The organism is Microbacterium sp. 5K110, from assembly GCF_005774735.1.
Lineage (GTDB): Bacteria > Actinomycetota > Actinomycetes > Actinomycetales > Microbacteriaceae > Microbacterium.
Genome location: NZ_VBUM01000085.1, coordinates 1 through 16,442, shown reverse-complemented (window position 1 = coordinate 16,442; position 16,442 = coordinate 1). Strand labels below are relative to the sequence as shown.

General features: G+C 72.1%; 15 protein-coding genes. 6 read left to right on the top strand and 9 right to left on the bottom strand.

Annotated elements, in window-relative coordinates; all coding sequences use genetic code 11:
- Positions 1-48: 48 nt before the first annotated feature.
- Positions 49-681, top strand: a complete 633-nt coding sequence (upp, locus tag FE256_RS14995; protein WP_138177245.1) for a uracil phosphoribosyltransferase — start codon at positions 49-51, stop codon at positions 679-681.
- A gap of 62 nt (positions 682-743) precedes the next feature.
- Here upp and FE256_RS14990 read toward each other — a convergent pair whose 3' ends face one another.
- Complete coding sequence (locus FE256_RS14990) at positions 744-4,280, bottom strand: TM0106 family RecB-like putative nuclease (protein WP_138177242.1); 3,537 nt, start codon at positions 4,278-4,280, stop codon at positions 744-746.
- Between the two features lie 109 nt (positions 4,281-4,389).
- On the opposite strand from FE256_RS14990, the gene FE256_RS14985 reads away from it, so the two are divergent.
- The gene (locus FE256_RS14985) at positions 4,390-6,450 is read left to right on the top strand and encodes an NAD(+) synthase (RefSeq protein WP_138177239.1); all 2,061 of its coding nucleotides are present in this window, start codon (positions 4,390-4,392) and stop codon (positions 6,448-6,450) included.
- A 2-nt stretch (positions 6,451-6,452) separates the two neighbouring features.
- Here FE256_RS14985 and FE256_RS14980 read toward each other — a convergent pair whose 3' ends face one another.
- Complete coding sequence (locus FE256_RS14980) at positions 6,453-6,950, bottom strand: DUF427 domain-containing protein (RefSeq protein WP_138177236.1); 498 nt, start codon at positions 6,948-6,950, stop codon at positions 6,453-6,455.
- Positions 6,951-7,063: 113 nt separating this feature from the next.
- Here FE256_RS14980 and FE256_RS14975 point away from each other — a divergent pair, with 113 nt between their 5' ends.
- The 4 genes from FE256_RS14975 (at position 7,064) to FE256_RS14965 (ending at position 9,035) form a co-directional block, all read left to right on the top strand.
- Positions 7,064-7,261, top strand: a complete 198-nt coding sequence (locus tag FE256_RS14975; protein WP_138177233.1) for a hypothetical protein — start codon at positions 7,064-7,066, stop codon at positions 7,259-7,261.
- On the top strand, positions 7,258-7,404 hold the full coding sequence (locus FE256_RS18255; RefSeq protein WP_171024365.1) for a hypothetical protein: 147 nt from the start codon (positions 7,258-7,260) through the stop codon (positions 7,402-7,404). The genes FE256_RS14975 and FE256_RS18255 overlap by 4 nt, the downstream gene beginning before the upstream one ends.
- A gap of 70 nt (positions 7,405-7,474) precedes the next feature.
- Positions 7,475-8,419 carry an aldo/keto reductase gene (locus tag FE256_RS14970; protein WP_138177230.1) on the top strand — a complete coding sequence of 315 codons (945 nt, stop codon included), beginning with the start codon at positions 7,475-7,477 and terminating at the stop codon, positions 8,417-8,419.
- A 58-nt stretch (positions 8,420-8,477) separates the two neighbouring features.
- Entirely contained in the window at positions 8,478-9,035 is a 558-nt protein-coding gene (locus FE256_RS14965) for a phosphorylase family protein (RefSeq protein ID WP_138177227.1), read from the top strand.
- Here FE256_RS14965 and FE256_RS14960 read toward each other — a convergent pair.
- From FE256_RS14960 to FE256_RS14930, 7 genes are all read right to left on the bottom strand, one after another.
- Positions 9,023-10,510 (bottom strand): MFS transporter, encoded by a 1,488-nt coding sequence (locus FE256_RS14960; protein ID WP_171024364.1) that lies wholly within the window; start codon positions 10,508-10,510, stop codon positions 9,023-9,025. The genes FE256_RS14965 and FE256_RS14960 overlap by 13 nt on opposite strands.
- A 94-nt stretch (positions 10,511-10,604) precedes the next feature.
- On the bottom strand, positions 10,605-10,787 hold the full coding sequence (locus FE256_RS14955; RefSeq protein WP_138177224.1) for a hypothetical protein: 183 nt from the start codon (positions 10,785-10,787) through the stop codon (positions 10,605-10,607).
- A 9-nt stretch (positions 10,788-10,796) separates the two neighbouring features.
- Positions 10,797-13,868 (bottom strand): AAA family ATPase, encoded by a 3,072-nt coding sequence (locus FE256_RS14950; protein ID WP_138177221.1) that lies wholly within the window; start codon positions 13,866-13,868, stop codon positions 10,797-10,799.
- Complete coding sequence (locus FE256_RS14945; RefSeq protein ID WP_138177218.1) at positions 13,865-15,019, bottom strand: exonuclease SbcCD subunit D; 1,155 nt, start codon at positions 15,017-15,019, stop codon at positions 13,865-13,867. The genes FE256_RS14950 and FE256_RS14945 overlap by 4 nt, the downstream gene beginning before the upstream one ends.
- A 67-nt stretch (positions 15,020-15,086) precedes the next feature.
- Positions 15,087-15,404: a hypothetical protein gene (locus tag FE256_RS14940; protein ID WP_138177215.1), complete on the bottom strand. Its 318-nt coding sequence runs from the start codon at positions 15,402-15,404 to the stop codon at positions 15,087-15,089.
- Position 15,405: 1 nt separating this feature from the next.
- Positions 15,406-15,615 (bottom strand): hypothetical protein, encoded by a 210-nt coding sequence (locus FE256_RS14935; protein ID WP_138177212.1) that lies wholly within the window; start codon positions 15,613-15,615, stop codon positions 15,406-15,408.
- Between the two features lie 91 nt (positions 15,616-15,706).
- Complete coding sequence (locus FE256_RS14930) at positions 15,707-16,000, bottom strand: GNAT family N-acetyltransferase (protein ID WP_138177209.1); 294 nt, start codon at positions 15,998-16,000, stop codon at positions 15,707-15,709.
- Between the last annotated feature and the right edge of the window lie 442 nt (positions 16,001-16,442).

Genomic DNA, 16,442 nt, shown 5'->3' with positions numbered 1-16,442 from the left:
GGAAAAGACGGGGTGGAGGGTCGGGGTTGACCGGCTAGCCTTGAGCCTATGCGTGTCCACGTCGCCGACCACCCCCTCATCACCCACAAGCTCTCGGTGCTGCGTGACCGGCAGACGTCGTCGCCGGTCTTCCGCCAGCTCACCGAGGAGCTCGTGACGCTGCTGGCCTACGAGGCCACCCGCAACGTGCGCGTCGACCCGATCGAGATCCAGACTCCCGTCACCCTCACGCAGGGCGTCAAGATCAGCGAGCCCCGCCCCCTCGTCGTGCCGATCCTGCGCGCGGGCCTCGGCATGCTGGAGGGCATGGTGAAGCTCCTCCCGACGGCCGAGGTCGGCTTCCTCGGGATGCTCCGCGACGAAGAGACCCTGCAGCCCTCCACGTATGCCGAGCGTCTGCCCGACGACCTCAGCGATCGTCAGTGCTTCGTGCTGGACCCGATGCTCGCGACGGGTGGGTCGCTCGGCGCGGCGATCACGTTCCTCTTCAACCGCGGCGCGCAGGACGTCACCGCGATCTGCCTGCTCGGCGCGCCCGAGGGCGTCGCCGCGATCGAGAAGCAGGTCGAGGGCCACGACGTGACGCTCGTGCTCGGCGCGCTCGACGAGCGGCTGAACGAGAAGGGCTACATCGTGCCCGGCCTCGGCGACGCCGGAGACCGCCTGTACGGCACCGCCTGACGCGGGGCGTGCCGGGCGCGGTGATCCCGGATTCGTGAGGTGTCGCGAGGCCCTCGCGCGGCTCAGCGGGCGTCGGCGATCAGGCGTGCGAACCCACTGAGACGGGCGACGCCCTCGGGCGTGCGCGGGAGATCGTCGAGCAGCGACGGCGAAGAGACCACGTAGGCGGTCTGCATCGCCCGCGAGATCGCGACGTTGATGCGGTTGCGCAACAACAGGAACTCCAGGCCCCGGGGCGCCTCGCGTCCGGAGGAGGCCGCGAGCGTGAGGATCGCCACCACCGCCTCCTTGCCCTGGAAGCGGTCGACGGTTCCCACGGGCACGTCCGCGAAGCCCGCCGCGGCGAGCGCTTCCTCGACGGCGACCTGCTGCGCGTTGTACGGCGTGATGACGATGATGTCGTCGGCTCGGAGGGGACGCGGCGGCGCCACGACCGCGGTGTCGCCGACGCCGCCCTCGGCACCGGTCCACGTGCGGCCGACCAGATCGGCGACCAGCTCGACCACCGCCGCGGCCTCCTCGGGCGACGACGTGGCGTTGCCGCTGTGGCGGACGGGGATGGCGTGCAGGCCCGGCTCGACGCCCTCGAGCTCGCGCAGCGCCGTCGAGGGATGCGCGGCGAGCCGCCCCTCGTACGACAGACGCGAGACCGGTCCGGCGACCGCCGGATGCATGCGGCGGGTCCGCGCGAGGAAGTAGCCGAACTCGGGCGGGACGACTTCGGCACCGTCGATGACCCAGCCGAGGGCGGAAGTGTCCACCGGCTCGGGGTGGGTGCCCTGGCTCACTTGCGGCAACTGCTGCGGATCGCCGAGCAGCAACAGCCGCGGGGAGGACAGCGACACCGCGATCGTCGAGGCGAGGGAGAACTGGCCCGCCTCGTCGATGACGAGCAGATCGAGGCTGCCGCGGGGAATGCGCCCCTCGTGGCTGAAGTCCCACGCCGTTCCTCCGACAACGAATCCGTGCGCGGCGTTCTCGGCGGCGAAGGCGGGGACGCCGTTCTTGGGCAGCACGGTGAAGGCGTGCGCTGCGCCGGCGTCTTTCGGGGCCTTGCCCACGCGCGAGGCGGGCACGCCGGCCGCGATCACCCGTTCGAGCATGTGCTCGACGGTCGCGTGCGACTGCGCCACGACCCCTACGCGGTACCCGCGCTCGGCGACCAGCCGGGCGATGACATGCGAGCCGACGTAGGTCTTGCCGGTTCCCGGCGGGCCCTGCACCGCCAGGTAGCTGCGGTCGAGTTCTGCCACCGTCCGGGCGATCGCAGTGATCTCGTCGTCGCCCGGACCACCGTCCACTGCAGTCACCGGGGCCAGCGACCCCGAGAGCGTCCGCGGCGGATGACGGCGAAGGATGTCGGCGGCTGGACCGTCCGGCAACGCCGGTGCCGCGGCGAGCACCTCGTCGGCCCACGCGTCGATCGCCTTCTGCTGGTTCCCGGCGCGCGGCGGCGCCGGCGGGGTCAGGGCCAGGGGAAGCGTGTCCCACGTGACGCCGTCCACGGCGACCTCTTCGATGACGGCCCCGTCGTCGAGGACGTCGCGCACCGTGACCCGACGCGCCCCGTGGATCCAGCGCGGGCGGGCCTCGAGCGGGAAGGGGGCGGGGAGGTCGTAGACCGCGAACGGCTCCGCATCGACGCCGAGTCGGCTGCCCGGGGCGACCTCGCCGCGCACCTCGACCAGTCGGCGCTCGGCGCCCCGACCCGACTCGGAGATGTGCCAGTCCGTCACGACCCGAGACCGGGCGGCATCCACGACGACGACGTCGCGCGTGTCCTCCCAGATCGACACGGGCTCGCGCAGACGCAGGAAGTGCGTGGCCCAGTAGGTCTTCTCTTCGCGCGGGTAGTAGTCGATCGCAGCCGCCGCGAGCCGGAGCGCGGTCGCGTCGGGCTCGGCGGCATCCGTCGCCCACCGCTGCAGTGCGGTCGCCCGGGGCGACGGCTCGTAGGCCTGCTCGTCGGGCTCGGCTCCGCGCGCGGGCATCGCACCGCCCTCGCGAGCGCGCTCGACGAGCCAGTCGCGCAAGCGCCGCGTCGAGACGCAGTCGTAGCGGTTGTAGTCGGCGAGGTCGTCGAGCACGCGCTGCGCGGCTTCGGCTTCTCCGTCGGCGGCGAGCGCCCGGGCCTCGACGTACTTCACGATCGAATCGTCGCCGCGCTGGACGTCGCTCGTGCGCACCTCGTCGCCCATGTACAGCGGCTCGAGCTTCTTGATCGAGTACGAGCGCGAGCCGACGCGCAACGCACGTCGCACCACGGGGTAGAGATCGACGAAGACGCCGTCGCGCAGCAGCCGGTCGACGTCCGCCTCGCGGACGCCGTAGCGCGCCGCCATCGTCAGCAGATGCGTGGGCTCGTACGGCGCGTAGTGGTAGATGTGCATCTCGGGGAACTGCTCGCGCCGCACCGCCACGAAGTCGAGGAAGCGTTCGAGGGCGGCGCGTTCCTCGTCGAAGGTGTGGGCCCACAGCGCGCCGTAGCGCTCTCGGGTGTCGACCCAGCCGAAGAGGTAGTCGATGCCCCAGTGCGCGCGGTCGCCCTCGGTGTAGAGCGGATCGCCCTCGAAGTCGAAGAACAGGTCGCCGTGGTCAGGACGGGGAAGGACGCCGAGCGCCTTGGGCGCGACCACCTCGAACGTCGGAACGACGTGCTCCGCCGCCGCCCCGTCGCCCGCCGGGCTCTCGAGCTGCAACCGGGCCTGCGTCCGCAGGGAGGCGAACGTGTCGGCGCTCATCGCCGGGGGTGCGGCCACAGCCGCGGCGAGGGCGTCGATCGTGTGGATCCCGCCGGCGCGCAGACGATCGCGCTGGACAGGCCGCATGCCGGCGACGAGGAGCAGGTCGCGGTGGGCGACGACCTCGATCTCGCACGTCGCGCACCGGCCGCACGCGATCACGGCGAGATCGCCGCGGGGATCTCCCCACGGCACGATCTCCCCGTCGATGCCGAGCTCGACCCGCCGGTCGGCGATGAGGGCGCGCAGGCGCGCACGGCGCAGCGCGAAGACGGGCATCAGGTCGTCGACTCGATGGGTGCTCGTACCGCCGTCGCCCAGGAGCAGCTGCACCTCGTCGGACCGCGCCACCCCGAGCCGATCGAGCTGGTCGACATAAGCGGCCAACTGCATGAGGGCCGTGACGCGGGCGCGGCGGGCGAGCTTGGTGTCCTGCACGATCCACGGCCGCGGGCCAGCGTCATCGGACGCCGGTTCGCGGACGAGGAAGTCGGCGAACCCCACGAACTCGTCGGTCGCGAAGGCGGCCTGGTACACGACCTCGGCCGCGGGATCGGCCAGCGCCTCGCCGGTGAGGCGCACCGCCTCGGCAAGCGCAGCCGCGTCGGAGGATCGGGCAGCCGGGATCTCGCGGACGGCCGGACCGAGGCGCCGACGGTAGTCCTCGAGCACGCGCAGTTCGTGCGCGGTCCCCAGTGCCGCGGCGCGCTCGAGGGTGGCATCCTCGGGGTCGGGCACGGCAGCGATGCGGCCGATCTTCGCGTCGATCGCCCGCAGCCAGGCGAACTCGCACTCGGCTGCCGCTTTGAGGTCGCTGGCGCTCCAGACGATCCGGGCCTCTTGCTCGATGTACCGCATGGTGGTCAACGCTAATCGGGACCGCCGACATCGCCGGTGCGGCGTCCACAGCGTGCAGCGGGCCCCCGCTCCCCGCCGCGGTGTCGGAACGACCTGCCAGACTGGGGGCGTGATCACCGAGCTGCCGTTCGAGAGCCTGTACCGGCACGGCTTCGCGCGCGTGTCCGCGTGCACCATCCCCGTCGCCGTGGCCGATCCCGACACCAACGCGGACGCGGTGCTGGTCGCCGCGCGCGAGTGCGACGTCGACGGCGTGGCCGTGGCCGTCTTCCCCGAACTCTGTCTGACGGGGTACGCGATCGACGACCTCGTGATGCAGGACCCGCTGCTGGATGCCGTCGAGGCGGCCGTCGCGCGGATCGTCGCCGCATCCGCCGAGCTGTTGCCCGTCCTGCTGGTCGGGGCGCCGCTCCGGCACCGCAACCGGCTCTTCAACTGCGCCGTGGTCGTCCACCGCGGTCGCATCCTCGGCGTGGCCCCGAAGTCGTACCTACCCACCTACCGGGAGTTCTACGAGAGCCGCTGGTACGCCCGCGGCGACGACCAGACGGGCCAGCACATCACCGTGGCCGGTGCCACGGTGCCGTTCGGGCCCGACCTGCTGTTCGACGCCGTCGACGTCCCCGGACTCACCCTGCACGCCGAGGTCTGCGAAGACGTGTGGGTGCCGATCCCGCCCTCGTCCGCGGCGGCCCTGGCCGGCGCCACCGTGCTGGCGAACCTGTCGGGCAGCCCCATCACGATCGGACGTGCCGACGACCGCACCCTGCTGTCGCAGTCGCAGTCGATGCGCTGCCTCGCCGCGTACGTGTACGCCGCCGCCGGTCAGGGCGAGTCGACCAACGACCTGTCCTGGGACGGCCAGACGATGATCTACGAAGGCGGGCAGCTGCTCGCCACGACCGAGCGCTTCCCGGACGGGCCGCGACGCAGCGTCGCCGACGTCGACCTCGACCGGCTGCGCCAGGACCGCCTCCGCCAGGGGACGTTCGACGACAACCGCCGCACCGCCGGCACACCGTTCCGGACCGTGTCGTTCGAGTTCGCGCCACCCGCCACCGACCTGGGGCTCCGTCGCCCCCTCGACCGGTTCCCCTTCGTTCCGGACGACCCCGCGCGTCTCGCACAGGACTGCTACGAGGCGTTCAACATCCAGGTCTCGGGGCTCGTGCAGCGCCTCGAGGCGATCGGGCGGCCCCGGCCCGTGCTCGGTGTGAGCGGCGGCCTCGACTCCACGCACGCTCTGCTCGTCATCGCCCGGGCGATGGACCGCATGGGGCGTCCCCGCAGCGACATCCTCGCCTACACCCTGCCGGGCTTCGCCACGAGCGAGAAGACCAAGCGCAACGCGATCGCCCTCGCCGAGGCCATCGGAGCGACGATCGAAGAGATCGACATCCGGCCCGCGGCATCCGAGATGCTCTCGCGCATGGGCCACCCCTTCGCCTCCGGCGAACCCGTGCACGACGTGACGTTCGAGAACGTCCAGGCGGGCCTGCGCACCGACTACCTGTTCCGCCTGGCGAACCAGAACGGCGGCATCGTCGTCGGCACCGGCGACCTGTCCGAGATCGCGCTCGGCTGGTCGACCTACGGCGTGGGCGACCAGATGAGCCACTACTCGGTGAACCCCGGCGTCCCCAAGACCCTGATCCAGCACGTCATCCGGTGGGTCATCTCGTCGGGCGAGCTCAGCGCCGCCACCGTCGAGGTGCTCCAGGCGGTGCTCGACACCGAGATCAGCCCCGAGCTCGTGCCGGCGGGCCAAGACGGACGGATGCAGTCGACCGAAGACCGGATCGGTCCGTACAACCTGCACGACTTCACGCTGTACCACGTGCTGCGTTTCGGATTCCGGCCGTCGAAGATCGCGTTCCTCGCCGCGAAGGCCTGGGAGGACCCGGATGCCGGGGCCTGGCCGCCGGGCTACCCCGAGGGGGAACGGCCGGCGTACGACCTCGTCACCGTGGCGCGGTGGATGGACGTCTTCCTGCAGCGCTTCTTCGGTTTCGCCCAGTTCAAGCGGACCGCGATCCCGAACGGTCCGAAGGTGTCCCCCGCGGGATCGCTGTCACCGCGCGGCGATTGGCGCGCGCCGTCGGACGGGAACGCCCACGCGTGGCTGGCGGACCTGCACGCGGCCGTCCCGCAGGCGTTCACCCGCGACTGAGGTCACCAGCCCATCGAGCCGGGGACGCCCTTGAACGGCCCCGCGAGGTCTGCCGTGACCCACCCGCCGTAGAACCCGCCGGGCTGCGGTTGCACCGTCTCGCCCGCCACGACGCACCGGTCCATGGCGGCGGCGTACACCGCGACACGGTCGGCGAGCACCTCGAATCCGGGCATCGGGTTCGGGTAGTTCCAGGCCGCGCGCTCGGCGAGCGCCCCCTCGCCGCCGTGCACGTCGAAGTAGCGAGCTCCGCCCTTGAACTCGCAGAAGGATGCCCCCTGACCGAGCGTCAGCGCGTCTCCGAAAGCAGAGATCGGCAGGTAGTACACCGGCGGGTGGCTCGTCTCGAGCACGCGCACGACGTCGTCGGTGTCGGCGATCCGGATGCCGCCGAAGTCGATCTGCACGCGTTTCGCGACCGGCTCGACGCGGGGCGGACGGGGGTAGTCCCACACGGACTCCTGGCCGGGACGAACGGGGTCGGGAACGGGGCGCGACATGCCCCCACGCTACGCCGCACCGGACCGGTCGGGGTCGAGGGCCGGGGCGGGCGCAAGGGCGGCGGCACGCGACCGCCCGACGGTTCGCTACCCTGGGGGCAGGAGGGGCACGAGTGAGCGGCGAACACGGCACCGGCATCAGTCGGCGGTACCGCGTCTACCAAGTGGGCGGGGTCGTCGTCGGCGTGCTGTTCCTCGGGCTCGGCATCGCCGCGCTCCTCGCGGGCGGCGGCCCCGTGATCGCCGCCATCGCCGGAATCGGAGGCCTCGCCGTGATCATCGTGTCGATCGTGATGATGGTGCGCTCGTGAGCACCCCCGAGGACGGCCAGGGCGACAAGCCCCGCAAGTATCCGCGCGGAACGGTCTTCATCTGGATCGCGGTGTCGGCGGTGGGCCTGTGGATGCTGGGCAGTGGGCTCATCGGCATCCTGTCCGGAGGCTCCGGAAACTGACCCGCGACGGGAATTCCCGACGGTCGGCGTCGTTGTCCTGAAGGCATCGATCACCGAACGAAAGGGCATCATGACGCGCATCGGACGCAGCGACCTCGACATCCGTCCCCTCTCCCTGGGCGGCAACGTGTTCGGCTGGACCGCCGACCGCGACACCTCCTTCGCCGTGCTCGATGCCTTCCACGCCGGCGGGGGCGACTTCATCGACACCGCCGACGGCTACAGCGCGTGGGTGCCGGGCAACTCCGGCGGCGAGAGCGAGACGATCATCGGCGAATGGCTCGCGAGCCGGAAGCCCGGAAACGTCGTCGTGGCGACCAAGGTCAGCACGCACCCGGAGTTCCGCGGCCTGTCGGCGGCGAACGTGCGCGCCGCGGCCGAGGCGTCGCTGACGCGACTGGGTGTCGACGCGATCGACCTGTACTACGCGCACTTCGACGACCCTGAGACGCCGCTGGAAGAGACCGTGGGCGCTTTCGCCGACCTCGTCGCGGACGGGCTCGTGCGCTACGTCGCGGTCTCCAACTACAGCGCCGCGCGCATCCGCGAGTGGATCTCGCTCGCCGAGGCCGCCGGCGCCGACCTGCCCGTGGCGATCCAGCCGCACTACAACCTGGTCCATCGCACCGCCGTCGAGAGCGAGATCGTCCCCGTCGCCGAGGAGTTCGGCCTCTCGCTCGTTCCGTACTACGCGCTGGCCAGCGGATTCCTCACGGGCAAGTATCGGACCACGGATGCCGCGGGCGATTCGCCCCGCGCGAGCGGCGCCGCGAAGCTCGCGACGCCGGCGGGGCTGGCGCTGATCGAAACGCTCGAGGACATCGGGCGCGCGCACGGAGCGTCCATCGCCACGACGGCGCTCGCGTGGCTGCGCGCCCAGCCCACCGTGGCCGCGCCCCTCGCGAGTGCGTCGAAGGTCGAGCAGGTCGCCGATCTGGTCTCGAGCATGTCGCTCGACCTCTCCCCCGACGACCTCACGCGGGTCGACGCCGCGTCCCGCCCCGCACAGGGCTGAGGAGCCCCGGCGGGGTCGTGCGGCATCGCGCGGCCCCGCCGTCGGGGAGAATGAGGGGGTGAAGCTCCTCGTCGCCGCCCACGCGTCCGAATTCGTCGCTTTCGAGCCCGACATCCCCGGCTTCGACCGGCTGCTCACCGGCGTCGGCAAAATCCCGGCGGCCTACGCGCTGACGCGGGCCCTGTGCGAGGGCCTGTACGACGAGATCGTCGTCATCGGCACCGCCGGTGCCATCGACCCCGAGCTCGAGGGCGGCATCTATGACATCTCCGCCACGATCCAGCACGACGTGAAGGGCCTGGACGGGACGTTCGGCGAGCACGTGTACCTGCCCGCCCGAGTGGACATCGCCGCCGAGGGCGTCGTCATCGCCACGGGCGACCACTTCGTGGACGACGCCGACGCCGTGGCGCTCATCCGCGGTCTCGATGCCCGCATGGTCGACATGGAGTCGTACGCGCTCGCCTGGGTCGCCCAGCAGTTCGACGTGCCGATCCGCATCCTCCGCGCGGTCTCGGACCGCGCTCAGGACGGCGCGACCGAGCTGTGGGACGACGTCGTCGAGCGGTGCAGCCACGAGCTGCGGGCGAAGTTCCGCGAGCTCTACGGCGTCTGAGAGCCGTTGCGGGCCCGACCCGCGAGGTCGGCGACCCCCACGATGAGCGCGAGACCGAGGAACACCCCGACCGCGATCATGCCGGTCGCGTAGGCGTCGTGGAACACCACGAGGGTGTCGCGGTCGCCCTGCTCGCGGTAGACCGTGGCATAGAACAGGGCCAGGGCGATGGCCGTGCCGACGGCCGTGCCGATCCGCTGGCCCAGCTGGCCGACGGATCCGGCCACGCCGCCGCTGGAGACCGGGATGTCGGCGAGCGTGAGCGTCTGGTTCGGTGAGATGACGAGTCCGCCCGCGAACCCGCCGGCCACCATCACCGCCGCCATCGCCCACGGCGTCCACTCGGGCGGCGTGATCAGCGCGACCAGGGCCAAGGCTCCGGCCGTGGCGACCATGCCGAGGATGCCGGCCACGACGAGCGGGCGTCCGAGACGGGCGACGAGGTTGCCGCCGATCCACGAGCTCCAGGCGGATGCCACGGCGAAGCCGATCGTGACCATGCCGGCGAAGACCGGCTCGAGGCCCAACCCGCCCTGGAGGAACAGCGTGCCCAGCAGGAACATCGCCGGGACCGCCGAGAAGTACGCGGTCGAGATCAGCACGCCGTTCCGGTACGACGCGAGCGAGAAGATCGAGAAGGGCATCAACGGCATCCGACCGCGATCGGCGTAGCGGCGTTCCCAGAAGACGAACGCGGCCGCGAAGACGACCGAGGCCACCAACAGCCACCACCGCCGGGGATCGTCGTCGGGCGATCCGGTCGTGAAGAGGAACGGCCACATGAGCGCCACGATCGTCAGGGCGAAGAACACCACCCCGACCGGGTCGAGGTCGAGGGCACGGTGCGACTTCGTGCGGGTGTCGGGGAGCAGCCACGCCGCCAGGACGATCACGATCGCGACGAGGGGGACGTTGATCCAGAAGATGAGCCGCCAGCCGTCGGTCGGACCGCCGAGGGCGATGAGCAGACCCCCCAGCGTCGGGCCGAGGGCCGTGGCGATACCGATGGTCGCGCCGAACAGGCCGAACGCCCGACCGCGCTCCTTGCCCTGGAACAGCTGCTGCACGAGACCGAGCACCTGCGGCATCTGGATGCCGGCGGCCACCCCCTGCAGCAGTCGCGCCGTCAGCAGCATCGTGGTGTTCGGCGCCAGCGCGCACGCGAGGCTCGTGACGAGGAACAGCGACAGACCGACCAGGAACAGCACCCGGCGCGAGCGCAGATCGCCCAACCGACCGGCGGGCACGAGCACGAGTCCGAAGGTCAAGATATAGCCCGACACCACCAGCTGCAGCTCGGTGGGGCCCGCGTTCAGGGCGGCCTCGATCGAGGGCAGGGCGACGTTGACCTTCGTGAGGTCGAGGATCGTCAGCGCGGCGACGGAGACCGCGATCCAGTAGGCACGCCAGCGGTGGCGGGACGAGAGCTCGATGTCTCGTGTGGGCGGGTGCGGGGACGTGCGTTCTTCTGGCATCGGCGATCAGGCTACTCCCGGCCGGGGACACCTCGGCCGGGCTTGCGCACTCGGGCCGAGCCGACCGCGCGCCGGGCCGACCCCACGTTCCGGGTCAGTCGACGTCGCGCCGGGAGAACACGGCCCGCAGCACGAAGAAGACCACGACGGCCACGATCGCGACGAGCAGCACCTTGAAGACGAAGCCCACGAGCGACAGCAGCACGTTGACCAGGAACCACGCGATGACCACGGCGGCGATGACACCGAGAACGGTCCAGAGGGTGTTCGTGCGCATGCTCTCAGCCTACGAGGACGCGCCTGCGAAAGCGCCCACCGTCGCCGCGTCCTGACGGATGATGCTCGGCCCGCGCGGCGTGGCCGAGACGCGCACCTGTGCCGGCAGCTGGTCCTTCATCGACGCGACGTGGCTGATGACGCCCACCGTGCGCCCGCCCTGCCGCAGCTCGTCGAGCGTGCGCATCGCGAGATCGAGGGTCTCGTCGTCGAGCGAGCCGAACCCCTCGTCGATGAACAGCGTGTCGAGCCGGATGCCGCCCGCCCGCGCCGTGACGACCTCGGCCAGTCCCAGGGCCAGCGCCAGGGAGGCGAGGAAGGTCTCGCCACCCGAGAGCGACTGCGGCGGACGGCACTGCCCCGTGAACGCGTCCATGACCTCGAGTCCGAGGCCGCTCGCTGCACCCCGCGCCGCCAGGGCGTCGGTGTGCTGGAGGCGGTAACGACCGGCCGACATGTGGTCGAGCCGGAGGTTCGCGGCATCCACGATCTCTTCGAGCTCGGCGGCGAGGACGAAGGTCTCGAGCGTCATGCGGCGGGTGTTCGGGGCGCGGCCGGCCAGCGTGTCGGCGAGGCGCGCGATGACCGCGTGCGCGTCGGAGAGCCGGGCCACGGCGGCGCTGCGGGCGTCGGCCCGCTCGGCGAGGTCGCGGACGTGCACGGCAGCGGCCGAGGCGGCGGCGTGCGCGGCGGCCGCGGCCTCGACGCCCGCGCGAGCCGCGGCGACCGCGGCCACGGCGGGAGCGAGATCGATCGGTTCGTCGGATGCCCCCACGAGGAGCAGCTCGAGTTCGAGCAGGCGCCGCCGCGTGGCCGCGAGGGATGCCGCGTGCTCGCTCACCGCCTCCTCGAGGGCACGGCGCGTGCCGGGTTCGCGCAGCGCGGCGCGCACGGCGGACTCGTCGGCGAAGACGCTCTCCGCGAGGAGGGCGTCGAGGGCCGCGCGGGAGTCGGCCGCGGCGCGCACGCGCGCGTCGTGGTCGCTGCGGGCCGCGCTCACCGCGCGCACGGCGTCGCGGCGGGCCGCCACGTCGCGGCGACGTTCACGCACGGTGGCGAACGCGCCCCGCGCCTCGGTGACCTCGACGCGGAGCGCCTCGACCCGCTGGAGGCTCAGTGCGAGCTCCTGGCGGGCGTCGGCGAGTTCGCGGGCGAGCCGGTCGCTCTCGGCGGCGTCGGCCATGTCGCGCTCGAGTGCGGCGGCGCGCTCGACGAGGAGCCGGTCGTGCTCGGCGGCGTCGGCCTCGGCGCGGGCGAGCGCGGCGTCGATGACGCTTCGCCGTTCGTGCAGCGCCGCGACGCTCTCGCCGCCGGCGCGGGCGGCGGCGAGAGCGTGAGCGTCGCGCGCGACACGGGATGCGTCCGAGGCCAGGCGATCCTGTTCGGCGGCGGCGTTCTTGCGCTCCTCGGCCGCCGACACCTCGGCGTCGGTGACCGGAGCGTCGGTCCCGTCGGCGGGTCGCGGGTGCTCCGCCGATCCGCAGACGGGGCAGGGCTCGCCCTCGACCAGCGAGTGGGCCAGTTCGCCGGCCGCGCCCGCCAGTCGTCGGCGCAGGAGGGAGCTCCACGCCTCGACGGCGCGCTGCAGGTCATCGGCGCGCACGAGCGCGGCCAGATCGGCCTTCTCGCGCTCCTCGTTCATGTGCTCGGCCTCGACGGCCGCTTCGATGCGGCGCGAGACCTCCGCCCGCTCCGCGAGCGCGGCATCCCTCCGGGCCGACGATCCGGCGAGCGTCGACAAGCGCTCGTCGAGCGCATCCCGCTCCGCCGGCGCGGTGGAACGGCGGGCCGCGAGAGCCTGACCGCGGGTCTCGGCGCTCTCGACCGCGCGCTGCCGCGCAGCGAGCTCGGCGTCGGCCGCGCCGAGATCGCCCTCGAGGACGAGCGCCTCGTCGACACGCGCGAGGAGCGCGGTGAGCTCGTCGTCGCGCGCGGAGAGGGCCGCGGGGGTCTCGAGCCCGGACTCGCCGAGCACCTCGGCGGCTGCCACGGTCTCGGTCCATCGGACTTCGGCCTGCGTGCGCGCACGTTCCGCTCGGTCGACCGCGTCGAGGGGCGCCCGCAGCGTCTCGGCCGCCGACGCGGCGAGGGACTCGGCACGGAGGACGCCGACGCGGTCGGCATCGGACTCGAGGACATCGAGCTCGTCGCGCGCGCTCCGACGCTCGACCTGCCGATCGTGCACGACCGTCGCCGCGCGTTCGGCGGCGAGCGCCGTGTCGAGCGCCGCGGTGGCCGTCTCCCGTTCGTTCCCGAGGGCATCGACGCGGTATTCCATCCGTTCGACGCCGCGGACCACGCGCGCGACGCGCTCGGCGATACCGGCGACGGGGCCCGTCGGCGGGTCCTCGCCGTCGCCGCCGTCGGTCGAGTCCGGTTCTCGGCTGCCGTCGGGAGTCGCCGCGGCGTCGAAGGCCGCGATCATGCGCTCGGCCTCGTCGATGAGCGTCGAGACCTCGGCACCCTCTGCCGAGAGACGTTCCGCGGCCCGCTTGCGGCGGTCGTCGAGGGCGACGGCGTACTGCTCGAACGAGCGCGTGCCGAAGAGCGTGCGCAACAGCGCCTGGCGTTCGTCGTTCTTGGCGAGGAGGAACCGGGCGAACCGGTTCTGCGCCAGCAGGATGACCTGGAGGAACTGCTGCTGCGTGAGCCCGAGGATCTCGTCGAGTCGCGCGGCGACGTCGACCGGCCGCGCGGCCACACCCGTCCACACTCCCGACTCGCGCACCTCGAGGGTCGCGCGATGCGGCTCCTTCGTGGTGCCGGTGCCGGTTCGTTTGGGCCGTTCGTATTCGGGCGAGCGCGTCACGCGCCACCGCTGCCCGTCGGCGCTGAACTCGACCGTGACGCTCGTGGGATCGTCGAGGCCGCAATGGTCGCTGCGCAGCCGTCGTTCGGCTCCGTCGTAGCGGGGCACTCCGCCGTACAGCCCGTAGCAGACACCGTCGAGCACGCTCGACTTGCCCGCGCCGGTGCGACCGGAGATGAGGAAGATGCCGTCGTCGGCGAACGCGTCGAAGTCGACGACCTGACGGTCGAGGAACGGACCGAATCCCTCGAGTTCGAGACGATGCAGCTTCATGACCGGGCCTCGGTCACCGCACGGGAGTCGAGCACCTCGCGGATGAGCTCGCGTTCGGCCTCGGAGGCTCCCTCTCCCTCGCGCACGTGCGTGAGGAAAGCGTCGATGATCTCGGCCTCGTCACGGGCCGCGCGCACGCGGCGGGCGTAGCCGAGACCGTCCTCGCGCCGGGGCTCGGCCGGGGTGTGCGCGACCGTCGCGCACCAGGGGAACCGGGCCTGCAGGCGCCGCATCGGGTCGAACTGCGGGGTGGCGTCGGTGTACTCCGCGCGCACCCAGTGATCGACGTGCTCCTCGAAGGCATCATCGCTCAGCAGGTCGTCGAAGGGTGCGCGGAGGACGACGAGCGGACGTGGCACGGGCAAGGCCAGCCACTCCACGGCGGCCAGGCCCGTGGCATCCAGGTCGACGAGCCACGAGCCGCGCGGCTTGCTCGCCTCGCCGAAGCTGTAGTGCAGCGGCGCTCCCGCGTAGCGCACGCGGTCGGAGAGCTGCTGACGTCCGTGGATGTGGCCGAGGGCGACGTAGTCGGGGCCGTCAAAGGCGGGCAGGGGGACGTTGTCGATCCCGCCCTGCCGGATCTCTCGCTCCACTCCGGGGGTCGCCTCGACCCCCGCGGCGAAGCAGTGCGCGACGGCCACCGACCGGCCGCCGCGAACGGCGGCGTCACGGCGGACGAGCTCCATCGCGTGACCGATTGTCTGCGCCTGGCTGCGCAGTTCGACGCCCTCCCACAGATGCCGGACGATCGCCGGTTCGAGATACGGGATGCCGTAGAAGTGCACGGGGCCGTGCGCATCGTCGATCGTGATCGGCGTGCCGACGGACAGCGGGTCGGTGACCACGGTGATCTCGGACCGGAGCAGGGCGGACTGGAAACCCAGCCGAGCGGCCGAATCGTGGTTGCCGGACGTGACGACGACACGCGCCCCGGCGTCGGCGAGGGCCGCGAGCGTGCGCGTCAGCAGCGGGTAGCACGCGGCCGACGGCGCCGCCGAGTCGAACACGTCGCCCGCGACCACGACGACGTCGACGTCGTACGCGCGCACCTGTCCGACCAGGACATCGAGGACCTCGGCGAGCGCGTCGAGTGTCGAGTGGCCGTGGAACGACCGTCCGATGTGCCAGTCCGAGGTGTGCAGGATCCGCATGCTGACACGGTACGTCGGGGCTCCGACATCGGCGCTCAGCCGATGCGCGGGTCGCCCGCGCCGAGCGTCACCCGCCGGCGACCTCGGCCGCCAGCGCGCGGATCCGGTCGTCGCCGACATCGAGTCCGATGTCGGCGAAACGCTGGCGCAGGACGTCGGCGATGCGCTCCTCGGGGGCGTCGCCCACGTCGGCGCGCGTCTGGACGACGACACCGTCGATGCGCGCCGCGTCGTCGGTGGGGTGGGTGTCCATCGCCGGCCCGGACTGCTCGTCCGGCCGCGGGACCTTCCGATCCTCGTGTAGAGCACCACCGACCGAGTCGGCGGCGGCGGCACCGCCCTCGGGGCCGTCCGAGGGCTCGGGGCTGCGGGTGTGGTCGGTCATGTCATTCCTCCGTGCTCATGTCGGGGTCGATGCCCTGGCTGGCGGCATCGCCCTCGATGGGGTCCGAGGGCTCCGCGTCGTTCAGACGCGGGGACCCCTTCGCGTGGGCGTTCTGCTCGGCGGTCTCGCCATCGGCGACGTCGCCGCTCTCCCAGCCTCCCGGCGGAATCGCGTCGATGACGCCTTCGGGCAGGTCGCGATCGTGGGTCATGGCATCCCCTTTCACCGACTCCAGCTTCCCGCCGACCCGCCGCATGACGGCGGGGGTTGACGGACTCCGGGGGCGTGGGTACCGGACGCGCTCAGGATCGGGCGTGCAGCAGCCCGGCCCGTTCGGGGTGGGCCTGGAACCACTCCCCCACGTACCAGCACACGGGCAGGATCTCGCGATCGCCCGCGCTCTCGATCGCATCCACGGCCCGCTCCACGACGACCGCGGCGTAGCCCTTCCCACGGAAGGTCGGAATGGTGAAGGCGCGCGTGAGGGCGATCGTGCGTCCGTCGTCTCGGTAGTCCAGCACGGACACCAGGTCGTCGCCGTCGTGCAGCGTGTACCGCGAGGCGGCCCGGTCGTCGGCGAAACGGAGATCGGTCATGGAACATCACCGTACGCCGCTCCGTCGCCCACGGCGTCGGGAGAGCATTGTGCTCGCTGAACGCTCAGCCTGTTCCGGCAAACACAGCAGGATGCCACATTCTCGGGGCGTCATGATTTGACGTGATCCGACCCGGTAGGTCATAATCACCCCCATGACTGTCAACGCGCTTTCTCTGTCCGCCCGGGAGGCGAACGGGACTGCCGGCATGATGATGCCCGGCCGCGTTGTCATGTGTTGTCGAATGTGCCGCTAACAGCGACCCTCGCTCCGACGACCCCGCGCTTCTGAACGCCGGCGTCGTCGCCCGGTCGTCCGCCTTCCGCGTCGATCACGCGCTCGCGGGCACCGCGCACCGGCCCCTCGGCCACACACCTCCCGTCGAACCCCGCACACTCGACGCCCGGGTTCACCACTGAAGGACACCTTCCTCATGTCGATC